We start from the raw sequence: 21,861 nt of genomic DNA on the forward strand, positions 1-21,861 counted from the left end.
AGTCCACCAGGGCCGTCAGCCCGCGACCCCTTCGAGCATCCGCTTGAGGACGGCCCGCTGCAACGGCCGTACCTCCGCGTGGAGTTCGCGGCCCTTCCCGGTCAAGGACACCCGTACGCCGCGCCGGTCCTCGCTGCACATGCCGCGCTCCACGAGCCCGTCCTTCTCCAGGCGTCCGATCAGCCGGGAGAGCGCGCTCTGGCTCAGATGGACCTGCGCGGAGATCTCCTGGACGCGGAACGTGCAGCCCCCGTCGTCCGACGAGCCGTCGGCGAGGACGTCGAGCACCTCGAAGTCGCTCGCCCCCAGGCCGTGCGGATGCAGCTCACGATCGAGCTCGCACAGGGTGCGCGCATGCACCGCGAGGATGTCGCGCCATTGGTTCACGAGCCCCTGCTCGGCCGTTTTCGCCGCCATGAGATCGCACGCTAGCAGAGAATCCGCATGTTGTTGCATCGGCATTAAATGCATGTACACATACCCTGTGCCTGCGCACACCTACCCGTCCGCCCGTCAGCCCAGCCAGCCGGGGCGGACCAGACCCGACTCGTAGGCCAGGACGACCAGTTGGGCCCGGTCACGGGCGCCGAGCTTCACCATGGTCCTGCTCACATGTGTCTTCGCGGTGAGCGGGCTGACGACGAGACGGCGGGCGATCTCCTCGTTGGTGAGGCCGACGCCGACCAGCGCCATCACCTCCCGCTCCCGCTCCGTGAGCTGACCGAGCGCGTCGGCGGCCGCGGGCTCCTTGGAGCGGGCCGCGAACTCGGCGATCAGACGGCGCGTCACCCCCGGCGAGAGCAGCGCGTCGCCCTCGACCACCGCCCGCACGGCACGCAGGAGTTCGTCCGGCTCGGTGTCCTTGACGAGGAAGCCGGACGCCCCGGCGCGGATCGCCTCGAAGACGTACTCGTCGAGCTCGAAGGTGGTCAGCATGACCACCTTCACCCCGTCGAGACCGGGCTCCCCGGTGATCCGCCGGGTCGCCGCGAGCCCGTCCAGCAACGGCATGCGGATGTCCATCAGGACGACATCGGGGCGCAGTTCGCGTACGAGGCGCACCGCCTCCTCGCCGTCCGCGGCCTCGCCCGCCACCTCGATGTCCGCCTGGGCGTCGAGGAGCGCCTTGAAGCCTGCCCTGACCAGGGACTGGTCGTCGGCGAGCAGTACGCGGATCACTGGTCCTCCGGAGGTGCGGTACGGGTGGTGGCGTCCCGGTCGGCCGGGGGTGGTGCGGCGGTCACGGGCAGTACGGCGGTCACGCGGAAGCCGCCGTCCGGACGCGGGCCCGCCTCGATCGTGCCATCGAGGGCCGCGGCGCGCTCCCGCATCCCGGCAAGTCCGTTGCCGCTGCCGCCCGCGTCGGTGCCGGTGGCGGGGCCGTCGTCGTCGATGCGCAGGGTCAGCGCGGCGGCGGCCCCGTGCCCGGATCCGGCAGGAACCCCGTAGCGCACCAGCACGCGCGCGTGGCGCGAGACGGAGTGGCGTACGACGTTGGTCAGCGCCTCCTGGACGATGCGGAACGCGGCGAGGTCGAGTCCAGGCGGCAGCTTCGCGCGGGCGCCCTCGGTGGTCACGTCGACGGTGAGGCCCGTGCTCCGCGCCTGCTCGACGAGTTCGGGGAGCCGGTCGAGTCCCGGCGCGGGGGCGCGGGGCGCGGCGCCGGGGGCCCGCAGCGTGTCGAGGACCTGGCGCACCTCGCCGAGCGCCTCCTTGCTCGCCGCCTTGATGGTGGTCAGCGCGGTGCGCGCCTGTTCCGGGTCGGAGTCGAGCAGGGCGAGGCCCACGCCCGCCTGCACGTTGATGACGGAGATGCTGTGGGCGAGTACGTCGTGCAGTTCGCGGGCCATCCGCAGCCGCTCCTCGTCCGCGCGCCGCCGGGCGGCCTGCGCCCGCTCCGCCCGCTCCTTGACCCACTGCTCGCGGCGTACGCGGGCCAGCTCGGACACCGCGACGATCGCGACGACCCAGACGGCGACCGCGACCTCCTCGCTCCAGGGGCGCGCCCCGTCGTCACCGGGCGGCAGCCACCGGTAGAGCCAGTGCGCGATCACCAGATGCCCTGCCCACAGCGCGCCCACCGCTCCCCACGCCGCGCGCCGGTGGCCCGCCACGACCGCGGCGAAGCAGCCCACGGCGACGGCGAGGAAGACGGGGCCGTACGGATATCCGGCGCCGATGTAGACCAGCGTGAGCCCGGAGGTGGCCCATACGACGGACAGCGGGAAGCGGTGCCGGAACAGCAGCACGCCCGTGGCCAGGAGCAGGAGCACCCGGGCGTACGGGTCGAGCGCCTCGCGCCCGGTCTGCGCGTGCCCCGCGAAGCCGGAACCGATCTGGACGAACACGGTGAGCGCGAGCGTGGTCAGCCAGGGCAGCCGCCGACCACGGCCCGTGTCGTCACCCTGGTTCCACCACGGCGGCCCGTGCCGCCACATCGACCGACCACCCCATCCCGGGAACGGCCCGCCCCCTCCGGGGAACGGCCCCCTCTCTCCGGGGACCGGACCGTCGGCCCCGCGTTCACGCTGCTCGTCCATGGCGGCCACGCTAGACGCCGGGGCGCGTCAGGGACGTCCGCCGGGCGTGGTGATCACGGGTACTCCCCCGGGAGTAGGTAGGGGTGGGTGAGGGTGACGCGGGGCGGGCGTCTCGGGGGCGCTACGGGGACGCAGGTATCGCCGGTAACGCCGGGAGCTGAGCTGGCGCCCGCCGGGCGTGCGGCGTGGACCACCGCCGCCCCAGCCCTCCGCCGCGCGCAGCTGCCGGCCCTCAGCCCTCAGCCCTCAGCCCTCAGCCCTGCGACAAGATGCCCACGCCCTGCGCGAGTTGCGTCACCGCGTGGGAGAAGAACGCCTCACGCTCCTCGACGATGCGGTTGAACTGGCCGAACACCTCGAAACCCACCAGCCCGAACAGCTGCGCCCACGCCGCGACCATCGCGGTCGCGGCCGCCGGGGGAAGATCGGGCGCCACGTCCGCCGCGAGCCGCTCACCCTCCGCGCGCAACGCGCCGGGCAACGGCTGTACGGCGATCCCCCGCCCCCGATGGGCGTCACGCACGATGTCGATGAGCAACAACCCCACCCGCGCGGCGGCCCGCACCGTGGATTCCGGCGCGCTGTAACCGGGCACGGGGGAGCCGTAGATGAGCGCGTACTCGTGCGGATGCGCCAGCGCCCAGACCCGTACCTCCTCGCACACCGCCGTCCACCGCCGCACGGGTTCCTGCCCGGCGACTCGCGCGTGCGCGGCCTCGGCGGCGGCGCCGAGTGAGTCGTAGGCGTCGATGATGAGCGCGGTCAGCAGGTCGTCGCGGCTGGGGAAGTAGCGGTAGAGCGCGGACGAGACCATGCCGAGCTCGCGGGCGACGGCGCGCAGCGAGAGCTTGGCGGCGCCGTCGGCGGCGAGTTGTCTACGGGCCTCGTCCTTGATGGCCGCGGTGACTTCTTCGCGGGCGCGGGCCCGCGCTCCCTTGATCACGCTGTCGCTCATGGGGATCAGTCTGCCACGGGAGCGGAGCGCTGCACACTGTCGCGATCGGCGCACATAGTCACGAGCGCCGCACCACTCATTACACGTCGCACCGAAACTGGAGCGGCTGAACTTTCCGAGAGCGCTGCTCTTGCTTTGGATCATCAGACTCGTGCACACTGCTCAACAGCGAGAGCAGTGCTCTCGCATCGCACTCGCACCGCTCTCACGCCGTTCCCGCACGGCACCACACCGTTCCGCACCGCCCCCGAAACCCCGCCCCACTTCTCCCCTGGAGGTCCCCATGTCCGCGACCACACCCGAGCCGACCGGGGCCCCGATCCCGCCCCGCTACTACCTCAAGGGCGGCCCGCTCAGCGTCCGCCTCAACGGCGTCATCGGCTGGCTCGCGCGGTGCGGCGTCAGCCTGATGGGCAGCGCCGAGCTCTCCGTGCGGGGCCGCAAGAGCGGCAAGATGCAGCGCATCCCCGTGAACCCCTATACGCACACGGGCGAGGGCAAGCGCGGCGAGTACCTCGTGTCGGCGCGCGGGCACTCGCAGTGGGTGCGGAACATGCGCGTCGCGGGTGGTGGGGAGTTGCGTGTGGGGCGCAGGGTGAATGCGTTCACCGCCGTGGAGGTGCCCGACGGCGAGAAGCTGGCGCTGCTGCGCGGCTATCTGGAGCGGTGGGGCTGGGAGGTCAACCAGTACTTCCAGGGCGTGACCGCCAAGTCCTCCGACGCGGAGATCCTGGCGGCCGCTCCCGACCATCCCGTATTCCGGATCACCGTGCTGCGCCCCGAGAAGGTCGGCACGGAGTAAGCGCCGAACCGAGTAAGCGCGACACCGAGTAAGCGCCGCACGGAGCAGGCGCCGCACCGAATAAGCGCCGCGCGGAGTAGTGGAGGGCCGGGCTAGGCCCGGCCCCCGCCGCGCCCCTAGCGGTCCAACGCGTTCAGCGCGCGGCCCGCGAGCGGGTTGGTGCGGACCAGTTCGGCCAGTGTCGTCGAGCCTCGGGTGATCCTCGCGAACGCGTTCCACGCGGGGCGGAACCCGGTGATCGCCGCGTGCAGCATGCCGGGGCGGCGCTCGAAGATCTGGAGCATCTTGCGGCCCACGCTCATCTCGACGCCGAGTCCCGCCTTGATCGCGAAGGCGTAGTTCAGCGCCTGGCGCCGCGCGTCGACCGCGTCGTGCGCCTCGGCGACGCGTACCGCCCACTCCCCCGCGAGGCGGCCCGAGCGCAGCGCGAACGAGATGCCCTCGCGGGTCCACGGCTCCAGAAGGCCCGCCGCGTCACCGCAGACCAGGACCCGGCCACGGGAGAGCGGCGAGTCGTCGGCACGGCAGCGCGTCAGATGCCCGGAGGAGATGCTGGGCTCGAAGCCGGCGAGGCCGAGCCGGGCGATGAAGTCCTCCAAGTACCGCTTGGTGGCGGCGCCTTCGCCGCGTGCGGAGATCACGCCGACCGTGAGGGTGTCGCCCTTGGGGAACACCCAGCCGTAACTGCCCGGCATCGGGCCCCAGTCGATGAGGACGCGGCCCGCCCAGTCCTCGGCGACGGTCTTCGGCACCGGGATCTCGGCCTCCAGACCGAGGTCGACCTGGTCGAGCTTCACACCGACATGTGCTCCTATGCGGCTCGCGCTGCCGTCGGCGCCGACCACCGAGCGGGCGAGGACGGTCTCGCCGCCCTGGAGCATCACGGCGACGGTGCGCCGGTCGGGCACGTCGGGACCGTGCTGCTCCACGCGCGCGACGGTGACGCCGGTGCGCAGCTCGGCGCCGGCCTTCTGCGCGTGCTCGACGAGCTGCTGGTCGAACTCGGGGCGGTTGATCAGGCCGAACAGCATCTGCCGCGACTTGCGGGTGCGGCTGAACTTGCCGTCCAGGGAGAACGTGACCGCGTGCACCCGGTCCTGCAAGGGCAGGTCGAAACCGGGCGGCAGCGAGTCGCGCGAGGGGCCGATGATGCCGCCGCCACACGTTTTGTAGCGGGGCAGTTCGGCCTTCTCCAGGAGCAGGACGCTGCGTCCCGCGACGGCTGCCGCGTAGGCCGCCGAGGCCCCCGCGGGGCCCGCTCCGACCACCACGACATCCCACACGTGCCGGGCGTCGTCCGCTGTGTTCTCGCTGCTCACGTTGGTCTACCGCTCCTGATCCAGCTGTTGGCCGCGCTTTCCCCAGGCATCCTACGGCGACCCCTTCGGCGCCCCTCCTGTGGGAGGATCACATGTACCCACACGTACAACGTCGCACCTACGAGGAGCGTGCCCATGTCGCCGGATCCGATCGCCGAGACCGTCGCCTCACTCATGCCGAAGGCGAAGGCGGAGCTCACCGAACTGGTGGCCTTCAAGTCGGTGGCGGACTTCGAGCAGTTCCCCAAGAGCGAGAGCGAGGCCGCCGCGAACTGGGTGGCCGACGCTCTGCGCACCGAGGGCTTCGAGGACGTCGCACTGCTCGACACCCCCGACGGAACGCAGTCGGTGTACGGCTTCCTGCCGGGCCCCGAGGGCGCCCCGACGGTGCTGCTCTACGCGCACTACGACGTGCAGCCGCCCCTCGACGAGGCCGCCTGGGCCACCCCGCCCTTCGAGCTCACCGAGCGCGACGGCCGCTGGTTCGGCCGCGGCAGCGCCGACTGCAAGGGCGGCGTCATCATGCACTTGCTCGCGCTGCGCGCCCTGAAGGCGAACGGCGGCGTTCCGGTGCACGTCAAGGTGATCGCGGAGGGCTCCGAGGAGCAGGGCACCGGCGGCCTTGAGCGGTACGCGGAGGAGCACCCCGAGCTGCTCACCGCCGACACCATCGTGATCGGCGACGCGGGCAACTTCCGGGTCGGTACGCCGACGGTGACCTCGACGCTGCGCGGCATGACGCTCGTCCGCGTCAGCGTCGACACCCTCGAAGGCAACCTGCACTCCGGGCAGTTCGGCGGCGCGGCCCCGGACGCCCTCGCGGCGCTGGTGCGGGTCCTGGACTCGCTGCGCGCCGAGGACGGCTCGACGACGGTCGACGGTCTGACCGGCGACGCCGACTGGGACGGTCTCCAGTACGAAGAGGCCGCCTTCCGCAAGGACGCCAAGGTGCTCGACGGCGTCGAGCTCATCGGCGGCGGCACCGTCGCCGACCGGATCTGGGCCCGTCCCGCCGTCACCGTGCTCGGCATCGACTGCCCGCCGGTGGTCGGCGCGACGCCGTCCGTGCAGGCGGCCGCGCGGGCGCTGATCAGCCTGCGGGTGCCGCCGGGCGTGGACGCCGTCGAGGCGACGAAGCTGCTCCAGGCGCACATCGAGGCGCACACCCCGTGGGGCGCCCAGGTGCGCACCGAGCAGATCGGGCAGGGCCAGCCGTTCCGCGCGGACACGGCGAGCCCGGCGTACGCGGCGATGGCCGAGGCGATGGGTGAGGCCTACCCGGGCGAGGAGATGCAGTACGCGGGCCAGGGCGGTTCGATCCCGCTCTGCAACACGCTCGCCTCGCTCTACCCGGAGGCGGAGATCCTGCTGATCGGTCTGAGCGAGCCCGAGGCGCAGATCCACGCGGTCAACGAGAGCGTCTCGCCCGAGGAGTTGGAGCGGCTGTCCGTCGCCGAGGCGCTGTTCCTGCGGAAGTACGCGGCGAGCTGACCGCGGCGCCTCATCGGCGCTCATGACGACCTCGCCCCTCGCGGGAACTCGCACGCGGTGACGTACGACCACTGATACGTCAACTGCTGTCTGAGCGAGGGGCGTTGGTCGGTCATGAGTACTGATGGGGTCGGGCGTGAGCCGAGCCGTCGTGGGCTGCTGCAGGGCGCGGCGGCGGGCGCCGTGGGAGCGGGGATCGTCGCCGCGGGTGGTGCCGCGGGCACCGCGAGCGCGGCGTCCGGCGACGGCGCGGCCGCCGGTGACCGGCGCGTAGAGGTCGCGATCCTGCTCTACGACGGGTTCACCGCGCTGGACGCGGTGGGCCCGTACGAAGTGCTGTGCCGCGTGCCGGACGTACGGGTCACGATGGTCGCCCGGGAGCGGGGGCCGGTCCGCACGGACACCGGTGAGCTCAGCCTGGTGGCGGAGCGGACGCTGCGTCAGACGCGCCGCCCGGATGTCCTGCTGATCCCGGGCGGCGGGGATCGCGGCGTCCTGGCGATGATGGACGACACCGCGGTCCATGAGTGGATCCGCCGCGTCCACCGCGATTCGGCGTGGACGACGTCGGTGTGCACGGGCTCGCTGATCCTCGGGGCGGCCGGTCTGCTGCGCGGGCTGCCCGCCACCACGTACTGGGCGTCGCGCTCGTTCCTCAAGGACGCGGGGGCGACGTACACGCCCGGTCGTTTCGTGGAGGCCGGGAAGATCATCACGGCCGCCGGGGTCTCCGCGGGCATCGACATGGGGATCCACCTCGCCGCGCGGCTGGCCGGCGAGCCGGTGGGCAAGGCGATGCAGCTCGCGGTCGAGTACGACCCGGAGCCGCCGTACGACACCGGGAGCCCGGAGAAGGCCGACGCGGCGACGCGGGAGCTCGCGCTGAAGCTGCTGGCCGACGCGGCCGTCTGACGCCGCGTCTCACGCCGCTTCTCACCCGCCGACCGGAACGCCCGCCTCCAGGTACAGCGCGGCGCCGCGCTCGCGTGCCCGCAGGGCCCAGCGCAGGCGTTCGTAGCGGACGGGGGGCAGCAGCACGGCGGCCTCCTCCTCGGTGACGAAGCGGCAGTCGCGCAGTTCGGGGCCGGGGAGCAGCATGTCGTGGGCCTGCTCGCTGTCGAGGCGCCCGCCGTCGAAGAGGAACCGCATCCCTCCGTAGCCGGGCGGCGCGGGCGGCTCCCAGTCGGCGACGAGCAGCCGGGGAGTGCCGGTGAGCCGGATGCCGGTCTCCTCGGCGACCTCCCGCACGCCCGCGCGCGCGGGTGCCTCCCCCGGTTCGACGACACCACCGGGGAACTCCCAGCCCGCCTTGTACGTCGGGTCGACGAGCAGCACCCGGTCCCGCTCGTCGAAGAGCAGCACGCCCGCGGCGACGGTCTCCGCGGTGGGTTCGGGCGTCTGCACGATGTCGCAGACGGCGGCGGTGCCGGTGCGGACCGCTTCGGCGACGCATTCGGCGGTCTCGTAGGGGGTGAGGGCGCTGGTGTCGACGCGGAGCGCGTCCGCGCCGAGCCAGCCGGCGAGCGCGGCGCGGTAGGGCTCGATGTGGTCGAACGACCACTGCCGCACGCGCAGGTCGCCGTCGGGCAGGTCGAGCGGCACGTCGCGGCCGGTTATTCGGGCGCGCAGGATCGTTTCGTCCGGGGCGAGCAGGACGTGGCGTACGGAGATCCGGCGCGATGCGAGACCCCCGAAGATCTCGTCGCGGTACTCCTGGCGCAGCAGCGTCATCGGCACCACCAGAACGCCGCCCACCTCCGCGAGCAGCGCGGCCGCCGTGTCGACGACGAGGCGGCGCCAGATCGGCAGGTCCTGGTAGTCGCTCACCTCGGAGAGGCGCTTGGGAGGCAGCAGATGCGGCAGCGCGCCGCCGATGACCTCGGGGTCGAGGAGTGTGCTGTTCGGGATCAGCTCGATCAGTTCCCGTGCGGCGCTGCTCTTGCCCGCACCGAACGCGCCGTTGATCCAGACGATCATCAATTCTCCAGCACCGGAAGGCCGCTGAACAGCGGCGGAGGCTCATTGAGCAGATCATCTGGGGACGGGATGGGTCACGATGATATCGACAGCCCGGCCCCCACTACCTCCTTCTCCCAAACAGACTGGAGGTACTCCACGATCCGCTCTTCCATGGTGAGCGTCACTTCACTGTACGTGCACTCGACAAGGGGCAGTTCATGCCCGTCCGCGACGGCGGAGCAGACAGGACAGGCCCATTCCGGTGAGTCACGGAGCGGCGTGGGCCGTGTGGGGCCGTGGTCGGTGGACGTTGGAGTCCTCCCCGTGTCCGCCGTGCCGGCCCGGGGTGAGCGACGCGCCGTGAGCCGCGCGTGCCGAGGTCCGCAACGTAGAGGAGAGCGCATGAACCCGCCCACCCGAGTTCCCGCCGAGGAACCCCGCATTGTCGTCTCCGCGGGCGGGCGCGCGGCCGGCTACTGCTGGGACCAGAACCCGACCGGGCCTGGCCGGTGCACGTGGCCGCCGGGGCACCACAGGGATCTGGCGCATCGGGACACGTACTCCAAGACGACCTGGCCGTGCCGGTAGGGACGCCGTTGCCGGTCGGCCGCCCCGTGGCTACATCGGCCGCATCGGTCCCGGTTCCATCGCGGTGCGCACCAGTTCCGCGTAGGTGCGGCGCAGCACGATCAGGGACTCCTGGGCCTCGCGGTAGGCGTCCGCGTCGGGGCCGCTGCGGTGTGCGAGCGTGCGCAGCGGGGCGCAGTCGCGGTCCAGCGTGGAGAGGCGGCAGCGGTGTCCGGCGGGCAGGTGGCGGCGCAGTTGGGGGCGGCTCGTGCCGCCGGTACGGCCGCCGATGCCGAGGACCGTGTCCGCCGCGAGGAGCACCGGCGGTTCCAGCGCGCCGCGCTCGGCGAGCGCGAGCAGTACCGCACGCTGCTGCTCGGTCGTCGGCGCCATCGCCAACTTCACCGCCTCCGTGCGCAGTTGTCTGCGCAGTACGTGCTGGATGCGGGTGAACCGGCACAGCGCCATCCCCACGGTCTCGTCACCCGGCCCCCGGCCCGCGAGGCTCTCGGCGATGCGCAGCAGCCAGATCCCCTGGCCCTCCAGGCGCACCGCGGCCAGCATCAGCCGGTCGATCCGGGACAGCGGCCGGCCCGAAGGCGACCAGCGGACGATGGGCACCAGGACCTCGCCGCGGGCCAGTTGGTCGGTGGTCCTGGCGCGCTGCGGCTTGTGCCGCGGGGCCCAGTTGAGCAGGGCCAGCGTGGGCAGCGCGACGAACCTCTCGTGGTCGCCGCGGTGCGCCAGCGATGTCCACAGTCCGAGGAAGTCGTCGGGCGCGGACCGCCGGGACTCGGGCGCGAGGGGGTCCAGGGCGGTCCAGCCGCACGCCGCCGCGATGACGGCCACCCGCATCGCGGCGGCCCTGGCCCGCGGCGGCGAGAGCCGGCCGACGCGCTGCCGCAGGACCGCGAGCTCACCCGCCCCGCCCGCCTCCTCCACCAGCAGGCGGGCGTCCTCGGGGGTGCGGGCCACGGCCGCGGCGTGGGCCAGGACGTCCAGGTCGGTCCACGCGCCCGCCAGGACCTGGACGGGCAGGCGTTCGGGCAGAAACCCCAGCGGGCGCGGCGCGTACGAGGGGTCGTGGGCGCGGGCCGCGGCGGAACCCGCCGGGAGATCCATCGCTGTCGACGCCATGAGGAACTGCCCTTCTACCAGGAGCGAGGGAACTGGGGGGTGGAGAACTGGGGGTAGGGAACTGGGAGCGGGGTGCCTGCTGTGCGGCTCTTTGATGATGTTGTGCGGTTCCTGAACGTCCGCTGAGTTTCCTGAGGCGGCGCCCGCCGACGCGCACGTCAAACCCGTCATCGCAACCGCAGCCCGGTCAGCACCGGACGGTGATCGCTCCCGAGGTCCGGCAGGACCTCGGACCCCGTCGCCTCGAGACCGCGCGTCAGGACGTGGTCGATGCGGACCACGGGGAACGCGGCGGGCCAGGTGAACCCGGGCCCCCGGCCCGCCCGTTCCCGCGCGTCCGTGAGGTCGCGGGTCAGCGGGGCGAGGCCCCGGTCGCGCAGGCTGCCGTTGAGGTCGCCGAGCAGCACCACCCGCCGCACCGGGTCGGCGCCGATCCGCTCGGCGAGTTCGGCGGCGCTCGCGTCCCGGTCGCGTACGGCGAAGCCCTTGCCCGGCGTCACCCGCACCGAGGGCAGCCGCACCGCGTACACGGCCGTGTCACCGCCGGGGGTGCGGGCGACGGCGCGCAGCGCGTGCGGCCAGGCCCCGCCCAGGTTCAGCGCCTCGACGCCCTTGAGCGGGTAACGCGACCACAGACCAAGGGTGTTGCGGGTGACGTGGTGGGGATAGGCGGCGCCGAGCCGCTTCTCGTACTCCTTCATGGCGGGCCCTGGGACCTTCTCCAGGGCCACGACGTCGGCGTGGGTGCCGGTCACCTGGCGGGCCACCTCGCGCGGGGCGGTGCGGTCGCCGCCGACGTTGAGGGTCAGGACCTTCAAGTCGGCCTGTGAGGCGCCCTGTTCGGGCAGGAGGGCCGGGCCGAAGAGGGCCGCCCAGACCGTCGCGGGGACCAGCGCCGCGGCCAGGCCCGTGCGCGAGCGGCGCACCGCCGCGGCCAGGACGAGGAGCGGGATGCCCACGCCGAACCACGGCAGGGCGGTCTCGACGAGACTGCCCAGGTGGCCGGGGGTGTTGGGCACCACACCGGGGAAGGCGAGCAGTCCGGCCAGGAGGAAGGCGGGGAGGACGATACGCATGTCTGGTGGTGCCGCCCGCCGCCCTCAGAGCCCGCCGCCTGCCGCGCGCCGCGAGCAGGCGCCCCAGCCCGTGAGGGCGAACCCCACGGCGGTCGCCGAGGCCCCGAGCAGCGCGCCGCAGATGAGGTACGCCGTGCTGGGCGGGGCGGCGGTCACGGCGGCGAGCAGCACGCCCGAGGCGCAGGTCAGCGCGACCGCCACCGGCCCCGACCGCGCGAGCAGCCGCTCCGGCTCGCGGCCAGGGGTCAGGCCCGGCCGGGCGGTGCGGTGCGGGTGGGTGGAGTGCGGGTTCCCGGGGCGGGGCCTCGCGGGGTGGGGATTCACGCGGTGCGGGTCCATGCGGGGCGGGTCCACGCGGTGCGGATCCACGCGGTACGGATCCACGCGGTACGGATCCACCCGATGCGGCTTCCTGAGGTTCGGATTCATGACGTGCGGCTTCATGACGTGCGCCTCCAGTGGCGTATGCGGGGTGGGTCAGGCGGTGTGCTCGGGGCGGCTCTCCGCGGGCAGCAGCAGGACGCGGTCGCGGGCGTCGTACTCGAAGAGTTCGGCGTACCTGCCCCAGGCGATCGCGGTGTCGAGCCCGCGCGCCTGGGCGTGCTGCGCGCCGCTCGCGCCGAGCCGGTCCAGCAGATAGCGCTCGCGAAGGCGTCCGCTGTCGGAGGCCGTCAGGAGCGTGCGGACGGTGGCGATGAGCGGCACGTTGGCCAGCGCGGCCGCCGCGAAGAGGTGCTTGCGCGTGAGGATGTCGGCGCGGGCGAAGCCCCGTCCGGTGGCCGTCAGGGTCAGCTTCCCCGCCTCGATCCTGGCGTAGGCGAGCAGCTGGGCCGCCTCGACGAGCGGCATCAGGTCGTCCACTTCGTACGACAACACGTCGGCCAGGACCGGGAGTTCGACGGCGCCGCCGCGCCCTTCGAGCTCTTCGAGGAGCCCCGCGAGGGTGTCCACCTCCGCGCGCGGCAGCGGCGCCGAGCCCCACAGCGGGTCGTGCCCCTCGTTGCCCGCGCTGTCGGAGCGCTCGCCGGTCAGGGCCTCGTAGGCGTCCTCGATGAGGGTGCTGAAGCCGGGCGTGTGGCGGTTGCGGGGCCGGGGCAGGTCCACCGGCAGCACGCGCTGGATGGTGCCGGGGTCGGTGCCGAGCACGAGGATCCGGTCGGCGAGCTGGACGGCCTCCTCGATGGAGTGGGTGACCAAGAGGGCGGTGCGGGTGGGGCTTTCGGGGTGGGTGAGCAGTTCGAGGAGTTCGTTGCGCAGCGTCTGCGCGGTCAGCACGTCGAGCGCCGAGAACGGCTCGTCCATCAGGAGCACGTCCGGCTCCACGACCAGGGCGCGGGCGAACCCGACGCGCTGGCGCATGCCGCCCGAGAGCTCCTTGGGGTAGGCGTTCTCGAAGCCGTCGAGGCCGACCATGTCGATGGCGGCGAGCGCCCGCTTCCTGCGCTCGGTGGCCCCCACTCCCCTAGCCTGGAGCCCGAGTTCGACGTTCTGCTGCACGGTCAGCCACGGCATCAGGGCGAACGACTGGAAGAGCATGGCCGTGCCGGGGTTGGGCCCGTTCACCTGACTGCCCCGGTAGTGGACGGTCCCGGCGGTGGGGGCGAGGAGCCCCGCGATGTGCCGCAGCAGCGTCGACTTGCCCGAGCCCGACTTGCCGAGGAGCGCGACGACTTCGCCCTCGTGCAGCGTGAGGTCGATGTCCTGGAGGACGGGCAGCCGGTCACCACCGGGCGCGGTGAAGTCCTTGGAGAGGCCGGTCACGGTGATGACCGGGGTGCGGGCGGCGGGGTCCCGCCGGGCGGCGCGGGCCTGGGCGGTGACGGCGGACGTGTACGTGGGCATGGGAACGCTCCTCGTGGGTGCGGTGGGGTGAGGGAGACGGGTGGGGGTGGGGTGAGCGGAACGGGTGGTGGGGTGAGGGGGACGGGCGGCCGGGCGCGGGCCACTAGAGGCGACCCGGAGCAGGCGGCTAGAGGCTGCCGATAGAGGGCCGGTACAGGCGGCCAGGCGCAGACCGTCCCGGACAGCCGGGCGCGAGCCGGTGGAGACAGTCGGGCGCGGGCGGCTAAAGGCGGCCAGGCGCACGCCGTGCCGGACAACCGGGCGCAGGCCGACGGCCAAGCGCACGCCGTGCCGGACAGCCGGGCGCAGGCCGACGGCCAGGCACGTGCCGACGGCCAGGCGCAGGCCGTCCCGATCGCCGCGGTCCCGGCCGCGCGGGCAAGGCCGGATCACAGCGCACACCGCCTCTGCGCGTAGCGGTAAAGACGGCGCCAGAGCAGCCGGTTGATGACGACGACGTACACGCTCATCACGACCGCGCCCAGGAAGTTGCGGGCGAAGTCGCCGGAGTCCGTGGCCTGCGTGATGTAGGCGCCGATGCCGACGGCGGTCAGCGTGGTCGTGCCGTACGACACCAGCTCGCCGGGGATGGAGGCGTTCCAGGCGCCGCCGGACGCGGTGAGGGCGCCGGTCGTGTACGAGGGGAACACCGCGGGCAGGATCAGCCGCTTCCAGCGCAGCCAGCCCTTGAGGCCCAGGTCGTCGGCCGCCTCGCGCAGATCGCCGGGGATGGAGCTGGCGCCCGCGATGACGTTGAACAGGACGTACCACTGCGCGCCGAGCGCCATCAGGGCGATCGCGCCCCAGTTGAGGGAGATGCCGGAGGCGCCGAGGACCACGACGGCCAGCGGGAAGAGGAAGTTGGAGGGGAAGGAGGCGAGGACCTGCACGAGGGGCTGGGCGATCCGGTTGACCTTGGGGTTCATGCCGATCCACGCGCCGATCGGCACCCACACCAGGGTGGAGAAGACCACCAGGGCCATGACCCGGCCGTAGGTGATGAGCGCCAGCCAGGCCGCGTGCCCGATCTCGCCGACCGGGACGTTGTCGAGAATGTAGGTGAACGCCTGCCACACGATCAGGCCGACGGCGACCGTGTAGAGCACGTGGAAGACCAGGTCGGCGCACCTGCGGCGGACCGGGTCGTGGCGCAGCGTGCCGGGGCTCGTGCCGAGGACGCGCATGGCCCGGTCGAGCCGCTCGCCGGCCGGGCGCAGCATCCGGCCGAGCAGCGCGGGCAGGGTGGAGCGGCGCAGCAGGTTCAGGAACCAGCTGCGGGGCTGCTCGGCGATCTCGCAGTCCTCGGTGCGGAACCGCTCGGCCCACGCGGTGACGGGCCGCCAGAAGAAGAAGTTGACGGAGACGACCATCGTGATCATGACGACGACGGCGAGCGCGACGCGGCCGCCCTGGCCGTCGTCGAGGGCCTGCGCCACGTAGGAGCCCACGCCCGGCAGGCCGTTGTCCTTGCCGTTGACGCTGATCGTCTCGGACGCGGAGAGCGCGAACCAGGCCGCGCCGAAGCTGATCATTCCGTTCCAGACCTGGGCGATCATGCCGCTGGGCACGTCCACCTTCCAGAACCGCTGCCAGCGGGTGAGCCGCATCAGCCGCGCGGCCTCGTCCAGTTCCTTGGACTGGGTGGTGAGTGACTGGTAGAAGGCCATCGCCATGTTCCACACCAGGGCGGTGAACACCGCGAAGATCGAGGCGAGTTCGAGCCCGATCGTGGAGTGCGGGAACATCGCGATGAACCCGGTGACGGTGATGCTCAGGAAGGTGAGCACCGGCACCGATTGAAGGATGTCGATCGCAGGCACGATGACCTTCGCCGCGCGCCGCGAGCGGGCCGCCCAGGTGCCGAAGACGATGGTGAACAGGACGGCGGGCACCAGGCCCGCGAACATCCGGAGCAGCGATCGGCCCGCGTAGTAGGGCAGTTGACCCGGATCGGTGGAGACGACGGGCGGCTCGGCGGAGTCGTACGGCTGGTCGGCCGACGCGCCGATCCGGGCCGCGCAGTAGAAGACGGCCACGACGCCGAGCAGGACGAGGATGTCGACGGGGCGCATACGGGCGACGCGCACGGCGCCGCGGGAGGGGAACTGACGGAGCTTCGACATGAGGGAACCCGGTGGGTAGTGCGGGCGTGGCAGCGACGGTGCGGCGCGTCATCGCGTGACGGCGCGGCGGTACGGCTGCGGGCCCGCGCGGGGGCGGGGTGTCGCGGAGACCGCGGAGAGGCGGAGTCCGCGGAAAGCGGTGGGGGCGCGGGGCGCCGCGGGTCGGAGCGCGGGCGGCGGGGCGGGCCGCCTCGTCGGCGGGGCGGTCCGTCTCGTCGGCCGGGCGCCGGAGGGGGCGCGGCGGCGGGAGGAGTACGGCGGCGAAACGCCATGCCCTGGGGGAACGCGCTAGCGGACGCGGCGGCGGGGCGCGCGACTAGGAGGGTCGCCGTACGGCACAACGACCACCTCCTCGGCTCCTCGGGCGGCCGGGACACCGGGCCGCTGGCACGGCACGCTCCTCGCGCCGCCCCTCCACCATGCCGAAGGGACGCTGAAGGCCGCCTGAGCGACCTGAAGCCCTCTTCAGGCGCGTGGGCCCGGCCCCGGCGTCGTTCCTGAACGTGTCTTCCTCGTTCCTGAACGCGTCTTCAGGATCTTCAGAGAGGGCTCAGCGGGCCCGCTCTACCCTGGCGGTTCTCACCCCATTTACTAGATATGTGATATTTGAGCCGTGAAGATCCTGGTCATCGAGGACGAGCACCCGCTCGCCGACACCCTGCGCCGGGCCATCTCTTCGGACGGCCACTGGGTCGACGTCGCCCACGACGGACACTCCGGGCTCGAGCTTGCCCTGACCGGCGGCTACGACGTGATCGTGCTCGATCTGATGCTGCCCGGCCTCAGCGGTCTGGAGGTCTGCCGGCGGCTGCGGAGCCTGGACGACCACGCGCTCGTCCTGATCCTGACGGCCAAGGACGGCGAGTACGACGAGGCCGACGGGCTCGACGCGGGCGCGGACGACTATCTGACCAAGCCGTTCTCGCTCGTCGTGCTGCTCGCGCGGCTGCGGGCGCTCGGCCGTCGCGCCGGACGCGAGCGGGCCTCGACGCTCCAGGTCGGCGATCTGACGCTGGACGTCGGCGCGCGTCTGTGCAAGCGCGGCGAACGTACGGTCGAGCTGACCGCTCGCGAGGTCGACGTGCTCGGCTGTCTGATGGCGGCGGGCGGCGGCACCGTCTCCAAGCAGGGCATCCTCGACGAGGTCTGGGCCTCGCCCGCGGACCTCGACCCCAACATCGTCGAGGTGTACGTCAGCTCCCTGCGCAAGAAGATCGACGCGCCCTTCCACCGCCACACGATCCGTACCGTGCGCGGGGTGGGCTACCGGCTGGCGCCCGATGCGCCCTGACACGGCCGACCCGGAGCCGACGGGCCCACCCCATCCGGCGCCCCGCCCCCGCCGCTCCCGCCTGCGCCGTCTCCCGCCGATCCACCCCCGCCTGCCCTGGCCCCGCACCCTCCGCGCCAGGGCCACCGCCGCCGCCGTACTGACGATGGTGCTCGCCCTGGCCGTCGGCGGCGGCTGGCTCTACCTCACGCTGCGCGACAACGTCCTGGACAACGCCGCCGACCGCACCGAGCTCGCCGCCCGGCAGACCGTCGCGGCCCTCATGACCGGGACGGACAAGCTCCCCTCCGACCTGCCCGAGCCGGACGACGGCGTCGACGCCGTGCTCGTCCTCGACGCCGACGGCCACGCCCTCGCCAGTACCGCCCCCGATCCCGCGACCCGTGCCGCGCGCCTCGCGGACTTCCGCCCCGATCCCGGCGAGGACTCCGCGGTGCGCGAGCTCTCCGAGAGCGAGGCGGCGGCCAGCCACCGCAGCGTGGTGGCCGTGGTCCGCGCCCCCTCGCCGCAGGGCGAGCGCGGCGACCGCTACGTCTACGCGCTGACCATGCTGAACGCCGAGTCCGACGCCAGTCGCGCGCTCGCCGTCACCCTCCTCGTCGGCGGCCCGCTGGTGGTCGTCCTCACCGGCCTCATCTCGTGGGGCGTAACCGGCTCGGCGCTCCGGCCGGTCGAGGCCATCCGCAGGGAGCTCGCCGCCGTCACCGCGGACCGGCTCAGCCGCCGGGTGCCCGCGCCAGGCGGCAAGGACGAGATCACCCGTCTCGCACGTACAGTCAACGACACCCTGGAACGCCTGGAGCGCTCGGTCACCCTGCAACGCCAGTTCGTCGCCGACGCCTCGCACGAGCTGCGCAACCCCATCGCCGCGGTCCGCGCCGAACTCGAACTGGCGCTCCTGCGCCAGGACCCCGAGGAGACGGTGGCCTCGCTGCGGCAGGCGCTCGCGAGCACGGTCCGGCTCGAACGGATCGCCGCCGACCTGCTGCTCCTGGCCCGCCTCGACACACAGCAGGCCCCGAAGGCACAGCAGACCTCGGCCACTCCCCTGGTGGACCTCTCACTGCTCACCGCCGAGGAGATCGCGCGGCGCCGTTCGGCCCGGGTAACGCTGCGCCTGGAGGCCGACGACTCCGTCTCCGTACGCGGGGACAGCGGTCAGCTGGAGCGGCTCCTGGCGAATCTGCTCGACAACGCGCAGCGCTTCGCGGACTCCGAGGTCCGCGTGACCGCGCGGACCGATCCCGCGAGCGGCACGGCCGTCCTCGAAGTGGCGGACGACGGGCCCGGCATCCCGCCCGAGGCCGCCGAGAAGGTCTTCGACCGGTTCGCCCGACTGGAGGAGGACCGCAACAGGGACCGGGGCGGCACCGGTCTCGGTCTGGCCATCGCCCGGGAGATCGCGCAGGCCCACGGCGGTAGCCTGCGCGTGGCCCCTAGTCCGCGCGGCGCACTCCTCGTCCTGCGCCTCCCGGCGGCACGCATGTGACACGGACGCGGCGTCCCGTCCATTCCTTTCCTGAAACCCTCTTCCGGTTCCTCAGAATGCGCTCAGCAAAGGGCCCGCAGGATCGTCCCCATGTCCCTGCACCGAGCAACCGGCCCCCGACACCGCGCGCATCACCGTCCCGCGCGCCAGCGACGGCGTTCGCGCCGGGTGCGGCTGCTGCGCACGCTCTTCGCGCTGGCCGCCGTGCTGGTGCTCGGCGGCGGCGCCGCGGCCTGGTACCTCTACCGCGAGCTCGACAGCATCGGCTCGTCCGCGGCCCTCGGCGACGATGCGCCGAAGTCCACGGACGGCTCGACGAACATCCTGCTCATGGGCCTGGACACCCGGAAGGACCAGAACGGCGACGAACTCCCCAAGGACGTCCTGAAGAAGCTGCACGCGGGCAGTTCGGAGATCGGCGGCTACAACGCCAACACGCTGATCCTCCTGCACGTGCCCGCCGACGGCGGCAAGGCCAAGGGCTTCTCCATCCCGCGCGACGACCTCGTCGACATACCGGGGCACGGCAAGGACAAGATCAAGAAGGCGTACGGCCTGGCCAAGGCGGACGAGGAGGAGCGGCTCCTCAACAGCGGAGTGAAGGACAGGCACGAGCTGGAGCAGGCGGGGCGGGAGGCGGGCAGGCGCTCCCAGATCGAGACGGTGCGCACCTTCCTCGGCGTGCCGGTCGACCATTTCGCCGAGGTCAATCTGGCGGGCTTCTACCATCTGGCCGACGCGCTCGGCGGGGTGGAGGTCTGCCTCAACCACGCGGTCAAGGACCGCTATTCGGGCGCCGACTTCCCCGCGGGCAAGCAGAAGCTGAACGCCCAGGAGGCGCTGGCCTTCGTACGGCAGCGGCACGGTCTGACCCGCGGCGACCTGGACCGCACACGCCGCCAGCAGGCGTTCCTGGCGTCGGCGCTGCACCAGGCCAACAGCCTGGGCACGCTGACCAACCCCGGACGTCTCCTCGACCTGAAGGACGTGGTCAAGGACAACGTGGTGCTCGACAAGGGCTGGGGCGTCTTCTCCTTCGTCGAGGAGGCCAAGAACCTGACGGGCGGCAAGGTCGAGTTCACCACCCTGCCGGTGGAGTCCTTCGCCAAGCACAACGGCGAGGACGTCAACATCGTCGACCGCGACCTGGTGCGCCGGCGCGTGCAGGAACAGACAGGACAGCTCAAGCCCGAGCACAAACCGACATCCGGCTCGTCCGCCAGCGGCGCCGACGGCAGCGATGGCGCCGGCAAGGACTCCGGGCATGACGACCCCAAGGTCTCCGGTGGCGGTGTGCCGTGCGTGGACTGAACCCCCGCCGCGCCGAGGCGGGACTCCTCTCGCTCGCCGTCGCCGTCCTGGTCCTCGGCCACGCCAGCACGGGCCTGGCGCTCAACGGCGAACTGCCCGGCGAACTACCGGGCTTCGCCGCGTCGTTGGTCTGTCTGGCGGCCGCCGCCCATCTCGCCGTACGCCGCTACACGCCGTACGCGGATCCGCTCATCCTCCCGCTCGCCTTCCTGCTCACCGGCCTCAGCCTGGTCCTCCTCGCCCGCCTCGACCCGGCGTACGCCGCGCGCTACGACTCGGCGCCCGCGAGCACCGGTCAGCTCGTGTGGACCGTCATCGGGGTGGCCGCCGCCGTCCTGCTGCTGAAGTTTCTGCGCAACTACCGTCTGCTGCAGCGCTATCAGTACGTCGCGATGGCGGTGTCGCTGGCCCTGCTGATGGCGCCAGCGTTCTTCCCCGGCGACACCTACGGCGCCAAGCGGTGGGTCTTCCTCGGCCCGTTCTCCTTCCAGCCCGGCGAGTTCGCGAAGGTCACCATCGTGATCTTCTTCGCCGCCTTCCTGGTGCCCAGGCGCGACGCGCTGGCCCTCACCGGCCGCCGCGTGCTCGGCCTGACCCTGCCGCACGGCAGGCACTTCGGCCCGATCGCCGCGGTGTGGATCCTGAGCCTGCTCGTGCTGGTCTTCGAACGCGACCTGGGCACCTCGCTGCTCTTCTTCGGCGTGTTCATCGTCATGCTCTACATCGCCACGGAGCGCACCAGCTGGGTGGTGTGCGGGATCGCCATGGCGGCGGTCGGCGCCACCGCGGTCGGCGCGACGGAACCGCACGTACGCGGCCGGATCCTCGCCTGGCTGCACCCCTTCGACATCTATCTGCCGCCCGACCAGCGCCCGCCGGGCCTGGTGTCGGACCAGGCGGCGCAGGCCCTGTTCGGCTTCGGCAGCGGCGGCATCACGGGGACGGGCCTCGGGCAGGGCCACCCCGAGCTCATCGGGTTCGCCGGGCGCAGCGACTTCATCCTCACCACCGTCGGCGAGGAGCTCGGACTCGCCGGGATGATGGCCGTGCTGCTCCTCTACACCCTGCTCGTCCAGCGTGGCCTGCGGACGGCCATCGCCTGCGACAACCCGTTCGGGAAGCTGCTCGTCGCGGGCCTGTCCCTGGTCCTCGCGCTCCAGGTCTTCATCGTGACGGCGGGCGTGACCGGTCTCATGCCGTTCACGGGCAAGGCGTTGCCGTTCCTCGCCCAGGGTGGATCGTCGATGGTCGCGAACTGGCTCCTCGTGTCGCTGCTTCTGGTCGTCAGCCATCAGGCGGGCGCGAAACACCGGGCGCGGGCGGAACAGCTCCACCACGACCTACAGGATTCAGCCAACGCGTCACCTGAACTGTCAAGGACTTAGACGCCACTTCACCCCATCGTGTGGTGCGGCCCTTCCATGAATCGTTCCGGCACGCCACCGTGCGCCGGTCCCCGCTAGCGTGATCCGCACAGACGCCCCGGCCCCCGGCGATCCCAAGGAACTGACAGTCCCGATGCGCCGCCGCTCCGCCCAGGAGCCCGGCGCCGGCGCTGGGGGGATGGATGCGACAGACGGAGCTGGGCAATTACGCACGCGAGGATTCCGGCCAACCGCCGTGCGTGTACGGGCTCGACGGAGCCATCGTGGTCGAACTGCACGGAGACATGGACCTCGTGGCGTACCAGCGGACGGTGTCCCTGATGGACGCCGTGGCCTCGGGCCCCGAGCCGCTGGTCGTCATCGACCTCACCCGGGTCACCTTCTTCGACTGCTCCGGCATCTCGCTGCTGATGCGGACGCGTCGGCGGGTGCGGGGCAGGGGCGGGCGGCTGCGCGTCGTGTGCACGGATCCGCTGACGCTGCGGATGCTGCGCATCACGCGGCTGACGTCGACCCTGTACCCCGTGCCGTCGCTCGACGCGGCACTGAGCGGGCCGTCCGACGAGGCTTGATC

General features: G+C 72.5%; 19 protein-coding genes. 8 read left to right on the forward strand and 11 right to left on the reverse strand.

All coding sequences use genetic code 11. The features are described 5' to 3' along the window. Positions 1–15: 15 nt before the first annotated feature. The 4 genes from ACIO9J_RS04040 to ACIO9J_RS04055 all read right to left on the reverse strand — a co-directional run bounded on the left by ACIO9J_RS04040 (position 16) and on the right by ACIO9J_RS04055 (position 3,495). Entirely contained in the window at positions 16–417 is a 402-nt protein-coding gene (locus ACIO9J_RS04040) for a MarR family winged helix-turn-helix transcriptional regulator (protein ID WP_401992091.1), read from the reverse strand. Positions 418–513: 96 nt separating this feature from the next. Further along, a complete protein-coding gene (locus ACIO9J_RS04045; protein ID WP_401992093.1) occupies positions 514–1,179 on the reverse strand; it encodes a response regulator in 666 nt (221 codons plus the stop codon). Beyond that, positions 1,176–2,549: a sensor histidine kinase gene (locus tag ACIO9J_RS04050; protein WP_401992095.1), complete on the reverse strand. Its 1,374-nt coding sequence runs from the start codon at positions 2,547–2,549 to the stop codon at positions 1,176–1,178. Before ACIO9J_RS04050 ends, ACIO9J_RS04045 begins: the two co-directional genes overlap by 4 nt. A 244-nt stretch (positions 2,550–2,793) precedes the next feature. Continuing rightward, entirely contained in the window at positions 2,794–3,495 is a 702-nt protein-coding gene (locus ACIO9J_RS04055; RefSeq protein ID WP_401992097.1) for a TetR/AcrR family transcriptional regulator, read from the reverse strand. A 283-nt stretch (positions 3,496–3,778) separates the two neighbouring features. Between ACIO9J_RS04055 and ACIO9J_RS04060 the strand changes: the two genes are divergently transcribed. Next, positions 3,779–4,297 (forward strand): nitroreductase/quinone reductase family protein, encoded by a 519-nt coding sequence (locus ACIO9J_RS04060; protein ID WP_401992099.1) that lies wholly within the window; start codon positions 3,779–3,781, stop codon positions 4,295–4,297. A 116-nt stretch (positions 4,298–4,413) separates the two neighbouring features. Here the strand turns inward: ACIO9J_RS04060 and ACIO9J_RS04065 are convergent, their stop codons facing one another. Continuing rightward, entirely contained in the window at positions 4,414–5,616 is a 1,203-nt protein-coding gene (locus ACIO9J_RS04065; protein WP_401992101.1) for a geranylgeranyl reductase family protein, read from the reverse strand. A gap of 135 nt (positions 5,617–5,751) precedes the next feature. On the opposite strand from ACIO9J_RS04065, the gene ACIO9J_RS04070 reads away from it, so the two are divergent. Together ACIO9J_RS04070 and ACIO9J_RS04075 are read left to right on the forward strand one after the other, a co-directional pair. Then, complete coding sequence (locus tag ACIO9J_RS04070; protein WP_401992102.1) at positions 5,752–7,107, forward strand: dipeptidase; 1,356 nt, start codon at positions 5,752–5,754, stop codon at positions 7,105–7,107. Positions 7,108–7,221: 114 nt separating this feature from the next. Continuing rightward, entirely contained in the window at positions 7,222–8,019 is a 798-nt protein-coding gene (locus tag ACIO9J_RS04075) for a DJ-1/PfpI family protein (protein ID WP_401992104.1), read from the forward strand. Between the two features lie 21 nt (positions 8,020–8,040). Here the strand turns inward: ACIO9J_RS04075 and ACIO9J_RS04080 are convergent, their stop codons facing one another. The 6 genes from ACIO9J_RS04080 to ACIO9J_RS04105 all read right to left on the reverse strand — a co-directional run bounded on the left by ACIO9J_RS04080 (position 8,041) and on the right by ACIO9J_RS04105 (position 15,811). Further along, positions 8,041–9,087, reverse strand: coding sequence for an NUDIX domain-containing protein (locus ACIO9J_RS04080; protein ID WP_401992106.1), 1,047 nt, complete (start codon positions 9,085–9,087; stop codon positions 8,041–8,043). Positions 9,088–9,684: 597 nt separating this feature from the next. Then, complete coding sequence (locus ACIO9J_RS04085; RefSeq protein WP_401992108.1) at positions 9,685–10,770, reverse strand: hypothetical protein; 1,086 nt, start codon at positions 10,768–10,770, stop codon at positions 9,685–9,687. A 167-nt stretch (positions 10,771–10,937) separates the two neighbouring features. Then, positions 10,938–11,846 (reverse strand): endonuclease/exonuclease/phosphatase family protein, encoded by a 909-nt coding sequence (locus tag ACIO9J_RS04090; RefSeq protein ID WP_401992110.1) that lies wholly within the window; start codon positions 11,844–11,846, stop codon positions 10,938–10,940. Between the two features lie 24 nt (positions 11,847–11,870). Then, positions 11,871–12,275, reverse strand: coding sequence for a hypothetical protein (locus ACIO9J_RS04095; protein WP_401992111.1), 405 nt, complete (start codon positions 12,273–12,275; stop codon positions 11,871–11,873). A 48-nt stretch (positions 12,276–12,323) separates the two neighbouring features. After that, positions 12,324–13,688, reverse strand: coding sequence for a nitrate/sulfonate/bicarbonate ABC transporter ATP-binding protein (locus tag ACIO9J_RS04100; RefSeq protein ID WP_401992113.1), 1,365 nt, complete (start codon positions 13,686–13,688; stop codon positions 12,324–12,326). Positions 13,689–14,077: 389 nt separating this feature from the next. Then, positions 14,078–15,811, reverse strand: coding sequence for an ABC transporter permease (locus tag ACIO9J_RS04105; protein ID WP_401992115.1), 1,734 nt, complete (start codon positions 15,809–15,811; stop codon positions 14,078–14,080). 613 nt (positions 15,812–16,424) lie between these two features. On the opposite strand from ACIO9J_RS04105, the gene ACIO9J_RS04110 reads away from it, so the two are divergent. The 5 genes from ACIO9J_RS04110 (at position 16,425) to ACIO9J_RS04130 (ending at position 21,859) form a co-directional block, all read left to right on the forward strand. Then, on the forward strand, positions 16,425–17,102 hold the full coding sequence (locus tag ACIO9J_RS04110) for a response regulator transcription factor (RefSeq protein ID WP_401992117.1): 678 nt from the start codon (positions 16,425–16,427) through the stop codon (positions 17,100–17,102). Beyond that, entirely contained in the window at positions 17,092–18,591 is a 1,500-nt protein-coding gene (locus ACIO9J_RS04115) for a sensor histidine kinase (protein ID WP_401992120.1), read from the forward strand. Before ACIO9J_RS04110 ends, ACIO9J_RS04115 begins: the two co-directional genes overlap by 11 nt. 90 nt (positions 18,592–18,681) lie before the next feature. Further along, complete coding sequence (locus ACIO9J_RS04120; protein ID WP_401992123.1) at positions 18,682–19,902, forward strand: LCP family protein; 1,221 nt, start codon at positions 18,682–18,684, stop codon at positions 19,900–19,902. Next, the gene (locus ACIO9J_RS04125) at positions 19,890–21,287 is read left to right on the forward strand and encodes an FtsW/RodA/SpoVE family cell cycle protein (protein WP_401992126.1); all 1,398 of its coding nucleotides are present in this window, start codon (positions 19,890–19,892) and stop codon (positions 21,285–21,287) included. Before ACIO9J_RS04120 ends, ACIO9J_RS04125 begins: the two co-directional genes overlap by 13 nt. A 182-nt stretch (positions 21,288–21,469) precedes the next feature. Next, positions 21,470–21,859, forward strand: coding sequence for an STAS domain-containing protein (locus ACIO9J_RS04130; protein ID WP_401992129.1), 390 nt, complete (start codon positions 21,470–21,472; stop codon positions 21,857–21,859). Positions 21,860–21,861: the final 2 nt, after the last annotated feature.

This window comes from Streptomyces sp. NPDC087300, assembly GCF_044744425.1.
Taxonomy (GTDB): Bacteria; Actinomycetota; Actinomycetes; order Streptomycetales; family Streptomycetaceae; genus Streptomyces.